We start from the raw sequence: 14,875 nt of genomic DNA, 5'->3' as shown, positions 1-14,875 counted from the left end.
GCCACTCCAAACAACCGCGAGAGGTCACACGTGCGTCAAAAATAGGCAAATTTTGACGCACACGTGACCTCTCGCCGTATGCGGCAGTAGCCAGCCGGTAGAGTTGGGTGTAAGAGATTTTGTTCCAACCTTTCAGGAGCGCCCATGAGTTGCCATATTAATCCCTCGATTCTTTCGGCTGATTTCGCGTACCTTGCCTCTGAACTTGAGGCGATTTCTTCGGCAGATGCCGCGCATATTGATGTGATGGATAATCATTTTGTGCCGAATCTGACCTGGGGTTTGCCGGTGGTGAAGCGACTCAAAGAGGTATCACCTATTCCCTTTGATGTGCACCTGATGATTGAGGACGCAGACAGACACGCGCCTGCCTACGCTGAGGTTGGGTGCGAGTCGGTGACTTTCCATGCCGAGGCTGCTATTGCACCTATCAAACTGGCGCGTACCTTGCGCGAAAACGGCGCGAAGGCGGGTATGGCTCTGCGCCCGGCAACAGCGGTTGAGTCCTATCTCGATATGCTTTCTGAGCTGGATATGCTGTTGATTATGACCGTTGAGCCGGGTTTCGGTGGGCAGAAGTTCTTAGATGTTACCCTGCCGAAGATTCGCCGTGCAGCAAAGGCTATTGAGGGTTCGGGGCTGGACTTGATGCTGCAGGTCGATGGCGGCATCACTGAAGAGACCATTGCTCGTGCCGCTGAGGCTGGTGCCACCTGCTTTGTGGCAGGCTCATCGGTCTACAACATCGATGATCCCGCCGCGGCTATCGCCGGTTTGCGCGCGTCCGCCCAAAAGCACTTTCATGCCTAGAAGGAAATAGAATGAGCGCTTCATCAGATGTCAGTGTCAAAGATTTGATTCGTGCCAATCTTCTTGTTGTGGGGCAGGAACTTTCACCGAAATACTCACAAAAGGTAGCGGCTGTGCACGCCGACGGAACTCTTGCTTTTGAGGGTCATCACTATGAAACCCCAACGGCAGCCGCTAAAGTCGCCGGTAATCTTCAATCGGTGAACGGGTGGATTTTCTGGCATCTAGAAAATAGCCGTGAGACCCTCGCCGACCTTCGCGAAAAATACAGAAAGAACTTTGGTTCGCAGACCCTAGCGGTCGATTCCTCTGAAGACGGCGATACTAGTTCAGCAGAGAGCGAAGATGTCGAAAGCTCTGGTGTTATCTCTGCTTTCGGCATGTTCTGGCGACGAGCCGACGTTAACTGGGAACTAAAACAGAACGTGAAGCTTTTGGGCGTGCATCCTACCGATAAAACACAACAGCACATCGATATGGCGGGGCAAACCGGAGTCTATTTACTGCACGATGGTTCTAGAACTATTTATGTAGGCAGGGTAAGCGCGGAACGTCTAGGCTTTCGACTATACGAACATACAATTGACCGTGTGGCTGGGCGGTGGGATCGTTTCAGCTGGTTTGGGCTAAGACCTGTAACGCTTGATGGATCGTTGGGTGTTGCGCAGCAAGATTTTCCAGCGGAACTCGTGATCTCAACGATGGAAGCCGTACTGATCGAAGGATTAGAGCCTCCCCAAAACCGTAGACAGGGGGACGGACTTAAGGGGCAGGAATATCTTCAGGCGCCAGACCAAGAGGTACAAAGGAAAAGGTTTTTACAAGGGGCTATTGTTACTGGGCTGATGAGCAATACGTCTTCAACATCCTAGAAAGGACACTTTTCGATGCTCACCCCTTATTCTTCTCCCGACGACGCCCTAGAAGCTGCGCAGCAGCTGATCGCTGAGGGCAAACTTGAGGACGCCCTGCCCGCTCTTGACGCCGCGCTTGACGGGTTCACCGTGCAACATGAGAAGTTCGGTGTGGTGCTGGCACTGAAAATAGCTTCTGAAACTAACCGTGACCTCAACCGTCTCGATACCGCTGTTGAGCAGATGGAACGTGCCTACTACTTGCTCAAAGAACTCAAACCCACAGCTGAGCAGGTGGGGGATTTCGCCACCGAAACCGGTTCAATCTACGCCCAGATGGGTCTGCTCGATGAATCAGAGCAGTGGTATTCTGTGGGCGCTCGTGAGTACGCCGCCCACGCGCGTGCTGACGGCTACGCCCACAATATGATTTGCCTTGCGGGTATTTACCGCCAGCGCGGAGACGAAGTTACCGCTCGCGCACAGCTTGCCACCGGCATCACTGTGCTGAAGGGTAAAGAGCCCGTTAATACCGAGAAAGTCGCTGAGATTCATCTTGATATTGCTCACTCTTTCATGGCGGAAGGCAAACTGAGTGATGCCGAAAGCAGCCTCGCGTTAGTGCTGGAATATGCAACGAAAACTGATGCTCATCTCTTGGTAGGTGAGGCTTATCAGGGTCTAGCAATCGTCAAAGCGCAGCAGGAGGGCTTACGCCGTCAAGCGCACGCGCACGCTCAACAGGCTATTGACGCCTTCGAGCTGGCGGGCGATTCAGAGCGTGCAGATTTTGCTCGTCATATTCACGAACGTACCAGCTAACCTCAGCTACTACAGGATCACGAAAGTCCCTGCCGATTTTAGATGCCGACGGTTAGACAGAAAGGCTATCAGCCAGCTTTTCAAGGGCGCTTTTCTGGGAGTTGGTGGGTACGTCCTGAGCTTGTAGGTGTTCCTGCGCCTGGGTGAGTGCTCGCTGCGCCGGTGCTATGCTACCCATGTGCTGGTGGATGCTTGCCAGGGCTAAATAGTAGTCGGTGGCATCAGCAGGGGCAGCTTTTTCTACCAGATCTTTAGCGAGCGTTAGGACGTTCAGCGCCTGCTTCGCCTGGTCATCGGCTACTAGTTTCTGTGCGCCTTTAACGGCGCGGGCGACTGCCTGGTGAGGGCGGCGTTTGACGGCGTTTACTACGGACGCGCGTTCTTGGGTGAAAAGGGTGTCTCGCTTTTGAACGTTTTGGAGGCTGCGCGGGGCGGTGCCGGTCACCGGTAGGTTCTGCTGTTCAGTCACTGAGTTTCTTTCAAAATATGGGGTGGGCGGGGGGCAAAGAGTGTGTCTTTAGAATACCTGTAGTCGGTGGTGCTAGCCCAACTTTCCCTTGGGCGCACCCGGCGCTGCTCACTCCGGGTGCATGCCCCCCCAGCGTCCGTCCGTACCGGGTATTTGAACTGCGTTGCACGGGGGCTTTCGCCGGTAGCGGTGGTCGTAATAATAATTCTTGGTGCAGACGGCGGGTGTGCCATAATGTGAGCATATAACTAATAATCGTGCTCCGGGACGGGGTGAGATTCCCAACCGGCGGTGATAGTCCGCTAACTACTCGGTATCAACTTCATCTTTTAGGGGTTTGGTAGCAGGTGGCCTGATCGGTGAAATTCCGATACCGACAGTACAGTCTGGATGGAAGGTAGCACGAGCAAAACAGTTATTCTTTGGTGTACCTGCTTGCTTTTTATGCGGGGCGGTTGAGATGCTGCTTTGTTCTTTCCCGGAGCCACTAGCAAAGGTGAAAGACATGGACTTTTTGCGGTGGCTCTTCGACGCTCAGATTCACATTGGCGATCAGTCGCTTCTGGTGCGCGAAGTCCTCGGTAATATTTTTGGATTGCTCTCTGCTTTAGGCGGTATGCGCCGACGGGTGTGGGCGTGGCCGGTGGGCATTGCTGGCAATGTGCTGCTTTTTACTGTTTTTATGGGTACGCTCTTTGGCGGTCAGTCGCATGCGGCGAATATGCTGGGTCAGGCTGGGCGTCAGGTGATGTTTATCGCTGTTTCAATCTGGGGATGGCACCGCTGGCGTCAGACTCGCGCCGAAAGTCAGGGCGTAGCTGTTATACCGCAGTGGGCTAGTGCTAAAGAGCGACTGTTTATGGTTGCTTTCATGCTGGTTGGCACCGGGGTTTTAACTCCTGTTTTCCGTGCGTTGGGTTCGTACGAGCCGGTGTGGTCTGATGCCTGGATTTTCACCGGATCTTTGTTGGCAACCTTTGGCATGGCACGGGGGTGGGTAGAGTTCTGGCTGGTCTGGGTTGCTGTTGATATTGTGGGCGTTCCCTTGCTGTGGTCTGCCGGTTATTATGCAACAGCTTTCATGTATCTTTTCTACGGTGCCTTCACTCTTGCAGGTTTCTTCATGTGGTGGCGCACCCACAATCGGGAATCCGCGCAGAACGTGAGCGTTGAGACCGCTTTTCCCGATGTCACAGTGACGCAGAAGTAAAATAAGACTATGCACACCATGAACATTCCCTGGGAGCCTCATACTCCTGAAGAAGCTATGGATATCGCACTGACTGCAGCCCGCAAGGGCGTGCGCGGTGCAAACCCCCTGGTGGGTGCTGTGATTACCAGCCCTGACGGTTACGTTTTGCATGTGGGGTATCACCGTGGCGCGGGTACACCTCACGCTGAGGCGGACGCCATTGCCCAGGCAAATTTGGCTGATACTGATCTTTCTGACACCACGATGTACGTCACCCTTGAACCGTGTAACCATATCGGACGCACCGGTCCTTGTTCTCGTGCCATTGCCCAAGCAGGAATTTCTAAGGTTGTCTACGCCCACCCGGATATGTCGGTGGCAGCTGGTGGTGCCGATTATTTACGGTCTCAGGGTATTGAGGTTGAGCAGGGGCTGAGGCAGAGTGAATCGTATGAGCTCAATGCCCGCTGGTTCGCTGCTGCTGCCGCTCAGCGTCCTTTCGTGACCGCTAAAATCGCATCTACTTTAGATGGCTTTATTGCTGCCAGCGATGGCACGAGTAAATGGATTACGGGCCCTGGTGCGCGAGCTGCCGGGCACACTATTCGCGCTCGCGCTGATGCCGTCATGGTGGGCACTGGTACAGCTGAAGCTGATAATCCGGCGCTTACTGCCCGCGATGAGATAGGCAATCCTTTAGAGCGGCAGCCCCTGAGAGTGGTCATGGGTACCCGTGAAGTACCTGCAGATGCTCTGATGTGCCGCGGTGAGGGTTTTGTCCACCTGCGCACCCGCGATCCTCGTGTTGCTCTTGATGAGCTCTATGCGATGGGTGTGCGTCACCTGATGATTGAAGGTGGGCCTATTATCATCTCAGCATTCCTGCGGGAGGGTTTGGTCGATGAGCTGTTTTGGTATCAGGCACCGATCCTTTTGGGTGCAGGTGCCAAGGCTGTTTCTGATGTGGGCATTACAACCTTGACGGACGCGTGCCGCTGGCAGCTGGATGAGTTGGGGATGACCCCGGCGGTTAATACCCTTGGCAATGACACGCGAATGCATCTGATACCGGCACCTCACGGTGCGCCCACCCCTTTGTAAAAGATTTTTCAAAAGAACCGCAGAAAAGAAGAAGTGTATGTTTACCGGAATTATCGGTGCTGTAGGAACAGTTGAGCGCCTTGAGCCCGTTTTCAATGCAGCAGGTGATGTTGAATCTGCTGTACTGACCATTAACGCGGGCAGTATTATTGACGACCTTGAACACGGCGGTTCGCTTGCCGTCAATGGTGTGTGTTTGACCGCTACCCGAACCCAAGAATTGGGTAAGGGACGTTTCGCTGCTGATGTTATGGGTGAAACCTTGCGTTGCACTAACTTGGGCACGGTAAAAGTCTCGGATCGGGTGAACCTTGAACGGTGCATGCCTGTGGGCGGACGCTTCGACGGGCATATCGTGCAGGGGCACGTTGATGGTGTAGGCACTGTTGCCCTGGTTGAAGACCACGATTCGTGGCGCACTGTGCGCGTGAGCGTACCAGCTCATATCGCACCCCATCTGAGTGAAAAAGGCTCTATTGCCATATCTGGAACCTCCCTGACTGTCACCGCAGTGTCACCTGCCGATGCGACTGAGCACTGGTTCGAGGTGGGGTTGATCCCTGCAACCCTCGAAGCAACCACCTTGGGGCAGCTGAAAACCGGTGACACCGTGAACCTTGAGACGGATGCGCTCGCTAAGTATGTGCAGCGCATGCTGGAGGTTTCTGCGGTGCAGGGCACTCGCATCCTGTCGACGCACCAGGAAGAACAGCCGGCAGCTAGCGAGCGCACAGAACGTGCAACTGCGAGCCTTGATAGCGTGACCGGAGCCCTTGAGGCGATTAAGGCTGGGGGAGCGGTGATCGTTGTTGATAACGAAAACCGCGAAAATGAGGGCGACATTATTTTTGCCGCCGAGCATGCAACTCCCGAGCTGCTGGCGTTCACGGTTCGCTACACCACAGGCGTCATTTGTGTTCCTATGCCCGGTGAACGTGCCGATGCGCTGCTGCTTCCTCCAATGACCGCAGTGAATGAGGATCTCAAGAACACTGCCTACACCGTTTCGTGCGATGCGCGCTACGGTATTTCAACGGGTGTGAGTGCCGCTGATCGTGCGCTGACCGCTCGTCTGCTCGCCGACGCGAATGCTCAACCTGCTGATCTGACGCGACCGGGGCACATGTTTCCCTTGCGTGCTGTTGACGGGGGAGTGCGAGAGCGCGATGGTCACACTGAAGCCGCCGTTGAACTCACCCGCCTGGCGGGGCTTTCTGGCGTGGGTGTTATTGCTGAGTTGGTGCATGATTCTGGTGAGATGATGCGGTTTGATGCGTTGCGTGCTTTTGCCACAGAACACGGGCTACCCATGATTTCTATAGAGCAGCTGATTGCAGCGGTGAGTGAGGACGCGCGGTGAGTGCATCTGCATCCTCGGCGGGTGTTTCGCCCGAGCAGTTGATGCCTCGCGTAGATTCTGAGCTCGTAGAGTCAACACAGCCCGTTCTTGTTCCTACGGAGTACGGGGTATTTGCGATGCGTGCTTGGGCTTTTGCTGACGGATCTGAACACCTGAGTGCTACTGCCGTTGACGCTGAGGGGCGGTGGACTTTCGATGGGGAGCTACCGCACGCTGTGCGTGTTCATTCAGAGTGCGCTACCGGCGATATCTTTGGTTCTTTCCGTTGTGATTGCGGCTCGCAACTTGAACAGGGGCTTGAACTGTTGCACCGGTTGGGCGGCACCATGCTCTACATGCGCCAGCATGAGGGACGCGGTATTGGTTTGGTCAATAAACTCCGCGCCTACGCACTGCAAGATCAGGGTCTTGATACCGTTGATGCCAACCTTGCATTGGGGCTACCCGAGGACGCGCGTGACTACCGGCAAGCGGCGGTTATTGTATGCGCCTTGGGGCTAGAGAAAATTCGTCTTGTCACGAATAACCCGGCGAAGGCAACTGCTCTTGAAGGGCTGGGTATTGAGGTTGCTGAACTGGTGCCCGATGTGGTTGAACCGCGTCTTGAAAACCGTGCTTACCTAAAAACTAAACGCGAGCGCATGAACCATCGTCTTGCGTCCTAACCTTCCCCAGTTTTATTGCCCCACCCAGGGGGCACACGAGAGAAGAAAAGAGATATAACAATGAGTGGTGCTGGAGCTCCTCAGACGAAGCTGAAACCCGAAGAAACTAAAGACTTGCGTGTTGCTGTTATTGCTGCCAGCTGGCACACCGAGATTATGGACGGTCTGCTTGATGGCGCCCACCGTGCCGCCCGCGAAGCGGGGATTGAGCCCACTATTGTGCGCGTTCCGGGTACTTTTGAGCTGCCCGTCGCAGCTGCTACTGCCGCCCCCAAATATGATGCTGTGGTGGCGCTCGGTGTGGTTATTCGTGGTGGCACCCCGCACTTTGAGTATGTGTGTGAAGCGGCAACTATGGGGCTGACTAATGTAGCCGTTGAATCGAAAACTCCGGTTGGTTTTGGTGTGCTCACCTGCGACACCGAAGAGCAGGGACTAGACAGGGCTGGGCTGGAAGGCTCCAGCGAAGATAAGGGTTTTGAAGCGATGGCAGCGGCTCTTGAAACGGTAGTGGCACTGCGTGCTATCAACTAAGCCCACAGTAATTTTTCGGTAGGGGCGGTGTTGGTGAGAGAACCTCATCGCCCCATCACATAGAAGCACACTGCTGAGCTGGCGCAGTTTCTCCAAAAGGTGGAAACATTGCGTCACAGCTTCATTCTTTACTATCACTCACGCTAGGGTTATCTTGTGAAAACTTTCGATGCGCTCTTTGCTGAACTAGCCCACAAAGCTGAAACCCGCCCCGAAGGCTCAGGCACTGTTGCTGAGCTTGATTCTGGTGTACACGGTATCGGCAAAAAAATCGTTGAAGAAGCTGCCGAGGTATGGATGGCAGCGGAATTTCAATCGAATGAGGAATTTGCCGAAGAGGCCTCCCAACTGATTTACCATTTGCAGGTCATGATGATCGCCAAGGGGCTGACTCCCGAAGATATCTACAAATACCTGTAAATCACCCGAGGACTTTTTATGTTGCGAATTGCTGTGCCTAACAAGGGAGCGCTCTCAGAAGCTGCTACCACCATGCTCAAAGAAGCAGGTTATCTTCAGCGTCGAGACAGCCGTGAGCTGGTACTGACCGATGCTGAAAACAATGTTGAATTTTTCTATCTGCGTCCGCGCGATATCGCTGTTTATGTGGGTAAGGGTACTCTTGATGTGGGTATCACCGGTAGGGATCTTCTGCTTGATTCTGAAGCACCGGCTGGTGAAGAGCTGGGGCTAGATTTTGCCCGTTCGACCTTCCGTTTTGCCGGCCCTGCCGGGGCGTTCACCGATGTTGAGCAGTTGGAAGGCAAGCGCATCGCTACCTCTTATTCCAAGCTGGTCGAAAACTACCTGGCAGAAAAGGGTATCAATGCTACGGTGACCCGCCTTGATGGTGCTATTGAATCTTCTATTCGACTAGGCGTTGCTGACGCCATTGCTGATGTTGTTGAAACCGGTAACACCATGCGTGCCGCTGGTCTTGAGCCCTTTGGCGAAGCTGTGATGCATTCTGAGGCTCTGCTCATTAAGCGTGAAGGCGTAGAAGATACAGATGCGCTCGATAAGTTGCGTCGCCGCCTGCAAGGTGTTCTGATTGCCCGCCAGTACGTGCTGGTGGACTACGACATCTCCGAGGACCTTCTACCGGCTGCCACTGAACTAACCCCCGGTCTTGAAGCTCCTACGGTTTCACCGCTGGACCGTGAAGGCTGGGTAGCGGTGCGCTCCATGGTCAAACGCAAGCAGGTCAACCGCGTCATGGATGACCTCTACGAGGTGGGCGCTCGCGCTATCTTGGTTTCGCCCATTCAGGCTGCTCGCCTGTAAGGCACATAAAAATTTTTTCAACGTGCCCGCCCCGCTTTTTGTGTGCGGGGCGGGCTTTTCATCTATAGGGTGCTGTGCACCGGGTTTGTGAAAGAGAGGGCAACGGTGGGTGTTGCTATTCGAGTGATTCCGTGTTTGGACGTTGATGCTGGACGCGTGGTGAAGGGCGTGAACTTTGAGGGTCTGCGGGACGCTGGCGACCCGGTGGAGCTGGGCAAACGCTACAACGCTGAGGGCGCTGATGAGATAACGTTTCTGGATGTCACCGCTTCAACTGCTGACCGTGCCACTACCTTCGAGGTGGTGGGTAAAACCGCTGAGACTGTTTTTATTCCGCTGACGGTGGGCGGCGGCGTCCGTACCCCTGAGGACGTTGATCGTTTGTTGCGCACCGGCGCTGATAAGGCGTCTATCAATACAGCTGCTATTGCTCGGCCCGAGGTAATTAATGAGATTGTGGAGCGCTTTGGCTCTCAGGTTTTGGTGCTTTCCGTTGATGCGAAACGATCGGAGACCACAGCTTCAGGTTTTGAGGTGACCACCCACGGTGGTAAAAAATCAACCGGATTGGACGCGCTGGATTGGGTACGTGAAGCGTCGGAACGCGGGGTGGGGGAGATTCTGCTGAACTCTATTGACGCTGATGGCACTAAGGCAGGGTTTGATCTTGAGATGATTCGCGCGGTGCGGGCTGTGACGAATGTTCCGCTCATCGCCTCAGGCGGTGCGGGGGCACCTGAGCATTTCCCACCGGCTGTGGAGGCTGGCGCAGATGCTGTACTCGCCGCGTCCATTTTCCACTTTGGTGAAGTCAGTATCGGTGAGGTCAAGGACGCGCTACGTCAGGCGGGGCATGAGGTTCGCTAGCTAGAGATAACGCCTCGGCGTCCACATAAAAATACCGCGTACGGGCAATAACTTTCGCCTGTACGCGGTGCTTTTGCGTTAGCTGATTTCTACGACTGCCTGCTCACGTCCGAAAAGGTGCAAGGCGATTTCACCGGGTGCTCCAGTAATCGTTGTAGCAGAACCGTTCTTAGGTTTAATAACGGTTACGGGGGAGCGACCGGGAGCCTTGATGGTCAGGCCACCTGCATACTTTTTAGCGCCCATCAGACGCGCGCCCTTGGTCAGCATCTGCCACATCTTGCTCTCCACCTCAGGGGCTAGCTCTCGCGGCTGCCAGGTCTCTTCGGCGCGGCGAACGTCCTCGGTATGCACAAAATACTCCAACAGGTTCATCGCGCAGTCCGCCTTCGGGTTGCGGGTACGCACATGCAAAGGTCCGTGCAACTTCGCGAACTCAAACAAAGCCGTGTCGTAAGCACCGGCTCTGGTGAGCTTATCGGCGTATTCGTTCGTTTTTTCTTCGGTACGCTGACCCAACGGGCCGCCCATGACACCCGCAGCAACAAGAGGCTTAGATTCACGTAGTACCAGATGCGCAATCAGGTGACGAGTCTGCCACCCCTCACACAAGGTTGAGGCATGCGGACCCGCCCCACGCAAATACTCAATGAGGTTCAACCGCTCCGACGCAATAATTTCGGCGTCATTCATCGGAACATTAGGGCTTGGGGTAACTGAGGGCGTAGGAATAGTCATACTCCATTTTCCCACTCTTATCCCGCCACTGCCAGCTTCAGTGGCGCGTCCGCCCCATAAATATGTCAGCAGAATACCTCCCGCTCACGTAGCGCTTGCTTCAGCACGACTTTCTATAAGCGCGTACAATTGCCTGTGATGAGTACCGAAACCCTTTTTGCCACTGACACTTCTTTGGCGCCAGAACTAACCCAGCGTCTCAAGCGAGATGAACACGGTCTATTTGCTGCCATCATTCAGCAGTACGACACTAAAGATGTGCTGATGCTGGGCTGGATGAACGATGAGGCTCTGCGCCGCACCTTGCGTGAAGGACGCGTGACGTTCTGGTCGCGGTCGCGCCAAGAGTTTTGGCGTAAGGGCGATACCAGCGGTCATTTTCAGTACGTTAAGCAGGTCAGTATCGACTGTGATGGGGACGCGCTACTGCTCAGTGTAGATCAGGTGGGTGTCGCCTGCCACACCGGAACCACCACATGCTTTGAGGCTGGCGGGCAGCTAGAAACCGCTGTGGGTGAACGGCCTGTATAACCATGTGCAGTGGTAATTTACCGCTTTGACACCGGCGCTTTCGTAAGCCGGGTTTTGACGCAATGTCAGTTTGACCAAGTAGTTGTATTTTTAGATTCTGGTGAGGTTTCTATGCAGTTTGATGAGTTGATTTCTCCTTCACTAGAGGAGTTTCGCGCCCTAGCTAAAGACCGTCGTGTGATCCCGGTGCGTATGAAGGTTGTAGCGGACGCTCTGACCCCCATCGGTTTGTACCGGGTGCTGGCTACCGAAGGCGGCAGTGCGCTGCCTGGCACCTTCTTGCTGGAATCCGCGCATGAGGGTGGCAGATGGGATCGCTACTCTTTTGTGGGTGCGCGTTCAAAATCAACGCTGACCACTAAAGACGGAGAGATTTTCTGGCAGGGCATCACCCCCAATGGTGCGCCGGTCGATGGCGACCCTGTGCAGGCAATTGCTCAAACTCTTGAGATGCTTCACACCGAACCTCTGGAGAGTCTGCCGCCGCTGACGAGCGGTTTGGTGGGCTATATGGGGTGGGACGTGGTGCGCCACTGGGAGAAGCTGCCCAACCCGCCAGCTGATGATATGAATTTGCCAGAATTTGCCCTGAACCTGGTGTCTGACATGGCTATTCACGACAGCACGGACGGCTCGGTGCTACTGGTCGCTAACGCCATTAACTTCAACGGCACCGATGAAAATGTCGATGAAGCCTATGCTGATGCGCTGGTACGCCTTGAAGCGATGGCAGCTAAGGTAGCTACACCAGCGGCTGCATCCGGAGTCTCTGTTCTTACAGATTCTCGTGACATCGAAGCGGCTTTAGCTCAGGACGTGGTGCATACCTGGGCTGAGCAGGGCTTCTTGGATGCTATCGATAAATCCAAGAAGAACATTATTGACGGTGATGTTTTCCAGATTGTTATCTCGCGTCGTTTTGAAATTGAAAATAAGGCGAGCGCTCTTGACGTTTATCGCCGCCTGCGCCAGCTGAACCCTTCGCCGTACATGTATCTCTTCAACTTTGAAGATACCGAGGGGCAGCCTTTCCAGATTGTGGGTTCATCACCTGAAGCTCTGGTGACTTTGCGCGACGGTATGGCATCAACCCACCCGATTGCCGGGTCGCGTCCGCGCGGGGCGACCCCAGCAGAGGATGTCGCTCTGGCGCAGGAGCTGCTGGCTGATGAGAAGGAGCGTTCTGAGCACCTGATGCTCATTGACCTGGCGCGTAATGACCTTTCGCGTATTGCTGTGCCCGGTACGGTTGAGGTGACTCAGTTTATGGAGATTGAGCGGTTCAGCCACATTATGCATATCTCGTCGACGGTCAACGCTCAGCTTGATGAGAAGTTCAGTGCCTACGATGTGCTGCGTGTAGCTTTCCCCGCGGGCACTCTCTCAGGTGCGCCCAAACCGCGCGCTATGCAGCTTTTGGATGAGTATGAGCCTACCCGCCGCGGTGTATACGGCGGTGTTTGCGGCTACTTTGATTTTGCCGGCAACATGGATATGGCGATCGCCATTCGTACTGCCGTTCTCAAAAATGAGAAAGCCTATGTTCAAGCAGGTGCAGGCATCGTTATGGATTCTGTGCCAGCCTCTGAGGCGCTAGAAACCGTTAACAAATCGGCTGCGCCCCTGCGTGCGGTCATTTCTGCTTCAACCCTCACCGCCCTGGAAGGCAAATAAGCTATGCGCTCAGCCCGTTTAACCGCAGTGGGTCAGCCCCAGCCTGCCCCCTGGAAGTCAGCCGGGCGTCTCATGCTGCTTGCCCTTTTATCGGGCGCAGCAGCTTTTGCATCCACACTGCCCACCTGGGTGTACGCTGAGGTCAGTGACGTTTTGCAGAACGCTTCGGTTGCTGTACCGGGGTCGGACGCCGCGCCGGGTGTTAGCGCTCTGGCACTGGTCGTTTTGGCGGCGACCGTTGCTTTGCGCCTCGCCCCGCAGAAGGTTCGCTACTTTATCGTTGCGGTCATGGTAGCTGCCGGTGCGGGGATGATCTTCTCGGTTGCTTCAGTTCTGACTGATCCGGCAAGTGCCGCTCAGGCTACGATTGGCTCGCAAACAGGAGTCATCGGCATGGACGCCCAATACTCACTCACCGTCTGGCCCTGGGCGTCCTTGATAGCGTCAGCGTGCGTCATTGCCAGTGCCGCAGCGATGGGCGCAGCCTCTCGCTCATGGGTCAAAAATAAGAGCAAATACGATAAAACCCAGCGTTTTGAAACTCAAGAAGATTTCGATGAGATTGATACCTGGGATGCTCTCACCCACAATTTTGATCCCACTGATCGCCGCTAGCTACTGCAAAAACTTGGGTAACATACCCCTTCAAGGTTTTACGGTGTACGCTCTCACCCACTAGAATGAGGGCTAAGTACGTAAAGCGCACACACGCTTCACACATTCAAGGAGAATTCTATGTCTGAACAGCAGGTACGTCTGGTTCCCGGTGTTGTTCCCAATAACCACGGCAATACCGTTGCCTCCTGGGTTCTGGTTGCCCTCATGACCGTTGGCATGATCGTCGGCGCTGTAGGTTTTAGCCTGGCTAACCTTCCCCTGCTGGTTATCGGTGTTGCGCTGCTGGTTATCGGTGCGGTTGCTGGTTTTGCGCTCAAGAAAGCCGGTCACGGTCAGGGCGGTGCCAAGACCATCGAGCGCGCAAAAGCTAAGGGTCACCACTAAAATATCGCACCGGTTAACTCTAAATTTTTTAGAGCACTGAGGTGTTAGGGTAAGCGTCTTGTACTGGTTTTCAGTCGGGGCGCTTATCTTTTTAGGTTGTTAGACAGCTAGGGAATAAGGGCACAATATAGTGGCTACTGTACTTGAAGAAATTATTATGGGAGTTCGCGAGGACCTCGCCGCGCGTCAGCAGACGGTAACTCTTGAGCAGCTGAAAGCTCGCGTCGCCCAGATGCCACCGGCCTTGGACGCGCTCGCGGCTTTGCACGGGGCTGCAAGAGATACCGTGGAGGTCATCTCCGAAGTGAAGCGCTCGTCACCATCGAAGGGTGCTCTGGCTGATATTCCTGAGCCTGCAGAACTTGCCGCCAAATATGAAGCTGGGGGAGCAGCGGCTATCTCAGTGCTGACCGAAGAGCGCCGCTTCAAGGGGTCTCTGGCTGACCTTGATGCTGTACGCGCGGCAGTGAATATTCCTGTGCTGCGCAAAGATTTTATGGTCGATGAGTACCAGTTCTGGGAGGCACGTGCCCACGGCGCTGACCTAGTGCTGCTTATCGTCGCCGCTCTTGATGATGAAACCCTCAAAAAGTTCTTTGACCTCACCCATGAGCTGGGCATGAATGCTCTGGTCGAAACCCACACCCCCGAAGAAATTGACCGCGCCATTAAGCTCGGCGCGAAAATTGTGGGTGTGAACGTTCGCAACCTTAAAACCCTTGAGGTTGATAATGCTAACTACGCCCGCCTGGCAGCAGCCCTACCCGAAGACGCCATCACCGTTGCGGAATCGGGCGTTGCCTCAGCAGATGATGTCGCAGAGTACGCCAGCCACGGTGCCCAGGCGGTTCTCGTCGGTGAAGCACTCGTGAAATCAGGTGACCCCACCCAATCACTGCAAGAGTTCAGAGCCACAGGCAAGGTAGCACGCGCGTCCTACCTTACCGGGCGCTAAATAACTTTCAGACTTAT

At 54.8% G+C, this 14,875-nt stretch carries 18 protein-coding genes and 1 riboswitch; of the genes, 16 read left to right on the top strand and 2 right to left on the bottom strand.

Features of this window, described 5'->3' with window-relative positions:
- Positions 1 to 144: 144 nt before the first annotated feature.
- The 3 genes from rpe to JTP09_RS01370 are packed head-to-tail and all read left to right on the top strand — an operon-like array spanning position 145 to position 2,486.
- Positions 145 to 810: a ribulose-phosphate 3-epimerase gene (gene rpe / locus JTP09_RS01380; RefSeq protein ID WP_204876198.1), complete on the top strand. Its 666-nt coding sequence runs from the start codon at positions 145 to 147 to the stop codon at positions 808 to 810.
- A gap of 11 nt (positions 811 to 821) precedes the next feature.
- Positions 822 to 1,682 carry a hypothetical protein gene (locus JTP09_RS01375; protein WP_204876197.1) on the top strand — a complete coding sequence of 287 codons (861 nt, stop codon included), beginning with the start codon at positions 822 to 824 and terminating at the stop codon, positions 1,680 to 1,682.
- Between the two features lie 15 nt (positions 1,683 to 1,697).
- Positions 1,698 to 2,486: a hypothetical protein gene (locus JTP09_RS01370; protein WP_204876196.1), complete on the top strand. Its 789-nt coding sequence runs from the start codon at positions 1,698 to 1,700 to the stop codon at positions 2,484 to 2,486.
- 52 nt (positions 2,487 to 2,538) lie between these two features.
- Here the strand turns inward: JTP09_RS01370 and JTP09_RS01365 are convergent, their stop codons facing one another.
- Positions 2,539 to 2,955 carry a hypothetical protein gene (locus JTP09_RS01365; protein ID WP_204876194.1) on the bottom strand — a complete coding sequence of 139 codons (417 nt, stop codon included), beginning with the start codon at positions 2,953 to 2,955 and terminating at the stop codon, positions 2,539 to 2,541.
- A 254-nt stretch (positions 2,956 to 3,209) separates the two neighbouring features.
- A riboswitch (FMN riboswitch) is annotated at positions 3,210 to 3,362 on the top strand.
- A gap of 98 nt (positions 3,363 to 3,460) precedes the next feature.
- On the opposite strand from JTP09_RS01365, the gene pnuC reads away from it, so the two are divergent.
- The 8 genes from pnuC (at position 3,461) to hisF (ending at position 9,958) form a co-directional block, all read left to right on the top strand.
- Positions 3,461 to 4,165 (top strand): nicotinamide riboside transporter PnuC, encoded by a 705-nt coding sequence (pnuC, locus tag JTP09_RS01360; protein WP_204876192.1) that lies wholly within the window; start codon positions 3,461 to 3,463, stop codon positions 4,163 to 4,165.
- 9 nt (positions 4,166 to 4,174) lie between these two features.
- A complete protein-coding gene (gene ribD / locus JTP09_RS01355; protein WP_204876190.1) occupies positions 4,175 to 5,248 on the top strand; it encodes a bifunctional diaminohydroxyphosphoribosylaminopyrimidine deaminase/5-amino-6-(5-phosphoribosylamino)uracil reductase RibD in 1,074 nt (357 codons plus the stop codon).
- Positions 5,249 to 5,285: 37 nt separating this feature from the next.
- A complete protein-coding gene (gene ribB, locus JTP09_RS01350) occupies positions 5,286 to 6,608 on the top strand; it encodes a 3,4-dihydroxy-2-butanone-4-phosphate synthase (protein ID WP_204876188.1) in 1,323 nt (440 codons plus the stop codon).
- Positions 6,605 to 7,273: a GTP cyclohydrolase II gene (locus tag JTP09_RS01345; RefSeq protein WP_370592463.1), complete on the top strand. Its 669-nt coding sequence runs from the start codon at positions 6,605 to 6,607 to the stop codon at positions 7,271 to 7,273. Before ribB ends, JTP09_RS01345 begins: the two co-directional genes overlap by 4 nt.
- Before the next feature lie 60 nt (positions 7,274 to 7,333).
- Positions 7,334 to 7,807: a 6,7-dimethyl-8-ribityllumazine synthase gene (ribH, locus tag JTP09_RS01340; RefSeq protein WP_204876186.1), complete on the top strand. Its 474-nt coding sequence runs from the start codon at positions 7,334 to 7,336 to the stop codon at positions 7,805 to 7,807.
- Between the two features lie 156 nt (positions 7,808 to 7,963).
- Positions 7,964 to 8,227, top strand: a complete 264-nt coding sequence (locus JTP09_RS01335) for a phosphoribosyl-ATP diphosphatase (protein ID WP_204876184.1) — start codon at positions 7,964 to 7,966, stop codon at positions 8,225 to 8,227.
- A gap of 18 nt (positions 8,228 to 8,245) precedes the next feature.
- On the top strand, positions 8,246 to 9,091 hold the full coding sequence (hisG, locus tag JTP09_RS01330) for an ATP phosphoribosyltransferase (RefSeq protein WP_204876182.1): 846 nt from the start codon (positions 8,246 to 8,248) through the stop codon (positions 9,089 to 9,091).
- A gap of 105 nt (positions 9,092 to 9,196) precedes the next feature.
- A complete protein-coding gene (hisF, locus tag JTP09_RS01325) occupies positions 9,197 to 9,958 on the top strand; it encodes an imidazole glycerol phosphate synthase subunit HisF (RefSeq protein WP_204876180.1) in 762 nt (253 codons plus the stop codon).
- Positions 9,959 to 10,036: 78 nt separating this feature from the next.
- Here hisF and JTP09_RS01320 read toward each other — a convergent pair whose 3' ends face one another.
- Positions 10,037 to 10,696, bottom strand: coding sequence for a TIGR03085 family metal-binding protein (locus tag JTP09_RS01320; RefSeq protein WP_204876178.1), 660 nt, complete (start codon positions 10,694 to 10,696; stop codon positions 10,037 to 10,039).
- Positions 10,697 to 10,834: 138 nt separating this feature from the next.
- On the opposite strand from JTP09_RS01320, the gene hisI reads away from it, so the two are divergent.
- The 5 genes from hisI to trpC all read left to right on the top strand — a co-directional run bounded on the left by hisI (position 10,835) and on the right by trpC (position 14,858).
- The gene (gene hisI, locus JTP09_RS01315) at positions 10,835 to 11,227 is read left to right on the top strand and encodes a phosphoribosyl-AMP cyclohydrolase (protein WP_204876177.1); all 393 of its coding nucleotides are present in this window, start codon (positions 10,835 to 10,837) and stop codon (positions 11,225 to 11,227) included.
- Between the two features lie 111 nt (positions 11,228 to 11,338).
- A complete protein-coding gene (locus tag JTP09_RS01310; protein WP_204876176.1) occupies positions 11,339 to 12,901 on the top strand; it encodes an anthranilate synthase component I in 1,563 nt (520 codons plus the stop codon).
- A 3-nt stretch (positions 12,902 to 12,904) separates the two neighbouring features.
- On the top strand, positions 12,905 to 13,516 hold the full coding sequence (locus tag JTP09_RS01305) for a Trp biosynthesis-associated membrane protein (protein WP_204876175.1): 612 nt from the start codon (positions 12,905 to 12,907) through the stop codon (positions 13,514 to 13,516).
- A gap of 120 nt (positions 13,517 to 13,636) precedes the next feature.
- The gene (locus JTP09_RS01300; protein ID WP_204876174.1) at positions 13,637 to 13,903 is read left to right on the top strand and encodes an HGxxPAAW family protein; all 267 of its coding nucleotides are present in this window, start codon (positions 13,637 to 13,639) and stop codon (positions 13,901 to 13,903) included.
- A gap of 130 nt (positions 13,904 to 14,033) precedes the next feature.
- The gene (trpC, locus tag JTP09_RS09950; RefSeq protein ID WP_240333888.1) at positions 14,034 to 14,858 is read left to right on the top strand and encodes an indole-3-glycerol phosphate synthase TrpC; all 825 of its coding nucleotides are present in this window, start codon (positions 14,034 to 14,036) and stop codon (positions 14,856 to 14,858) included.
- Positions 14,859 to 14,875 lie beyond the last annotated feature (17 nt).

Source organism: Rothia sp. ZJ1223, from assembly GCF_016900985.1.
In the GTDB taxonomy this organism is placed as follows: Bacteria; Actinomycetota; Actinomycetes; order Actinomycetales; family Micrococcaceae; genus Rothia.
Note: the sequence above shows the minus strand (reverse complement) of the source record. Positions and strands in the feature narration are given on the sequence as shown.

Bases quoted from the DNA above. Each gene is read 5' to 3' on its own strand.
- rpe (WP_204876198.1), top strand. From the start codon at position 145: ATGAGTTGCCATATTAATCCCTCGATTCTTTCGGCTGATTTCGCGTAC.
- JTP09_RS01375 (WP_204876197.1), top strand. From the start codon at position 822: ATGAGCGCTTCATCAGATGTCAGTGTCAAAGATTTGATTCGTGCCAAT.
- JTP09_RS01370 (WP_204876196.1), top strand. From the start codon at position 1,698: ATGCTCACCCCTTATTCTTCTCCCGACGACGCCCTAGAAGCTGCGCAG.
- pnuC (WP_204876192.1), top strand. From the start codon at position 3,461: ATGGACTTTTTGCGGTGGCTCTTCGACGCTCAGATTCACATTGGCGAT.
- ribD (WP_204876190.1), top strand. From the start codon at position 4,175: ATGCACACCATGAACATTCCCTGGGAGCCTCATACTCCTGAAGAAGCT.
- ribB (WP_204876188.1), top strand. From the start codon at position 5,286: ATGTTTACCGGAATTATCGGTGCTGTAGGAACAGTTGAGCGCCTTGAG.
- ribH (WP_204876186.1), top strand. From the start codon at position 7,334: ATGAGTGGTGCTGGAGCTCCTCAGACGAAGCTGAAACCCGAAGAAACT.
- hisG (WP_204876182.1), top strand. From the start codon at position 8,246: ATGTTGCGAATTGCTGTGCCTAACAAGGGAGCGCTCTCAGAAGCTGCT.
- JTP09_RS01320 (WP_204876178.1), bottom strand. From the start codon at position 10,696: ATGACTATTCCTACGCCCTCAGTTACCCCAAGCCCTAATGTTCCGATG.
- hisI (WP_204876177.1), top strand. From the start codon at position 10,835: ATGAGTACCGAAACCCTTTTTGCCACTGACACTTCTTTGGCGCCAGAA.
- JTP09_RS01310 (WP_204876176.1), top strand. From the start codon at position 11,339: ATGCAGTTTGATGAGTTGATTTCTCCTTCACTAGAGGAGTTTCGCGCC.
- JTP09_RS01305 (WP_204876175.1), top strand. From the start codon at position 12,905: ATGCGCTCAGCCCGTTTAACCGCAGTGGGTCAGCCCCAGCCTGCCCCC.
- JTP09_RS01300 (WP_204876174.1), top strand. From the start codon at position 13,637: ATGTCTGAACAGCAGGTACGTCTGGTTCCCGGTGTTGTTCCCAATAAC.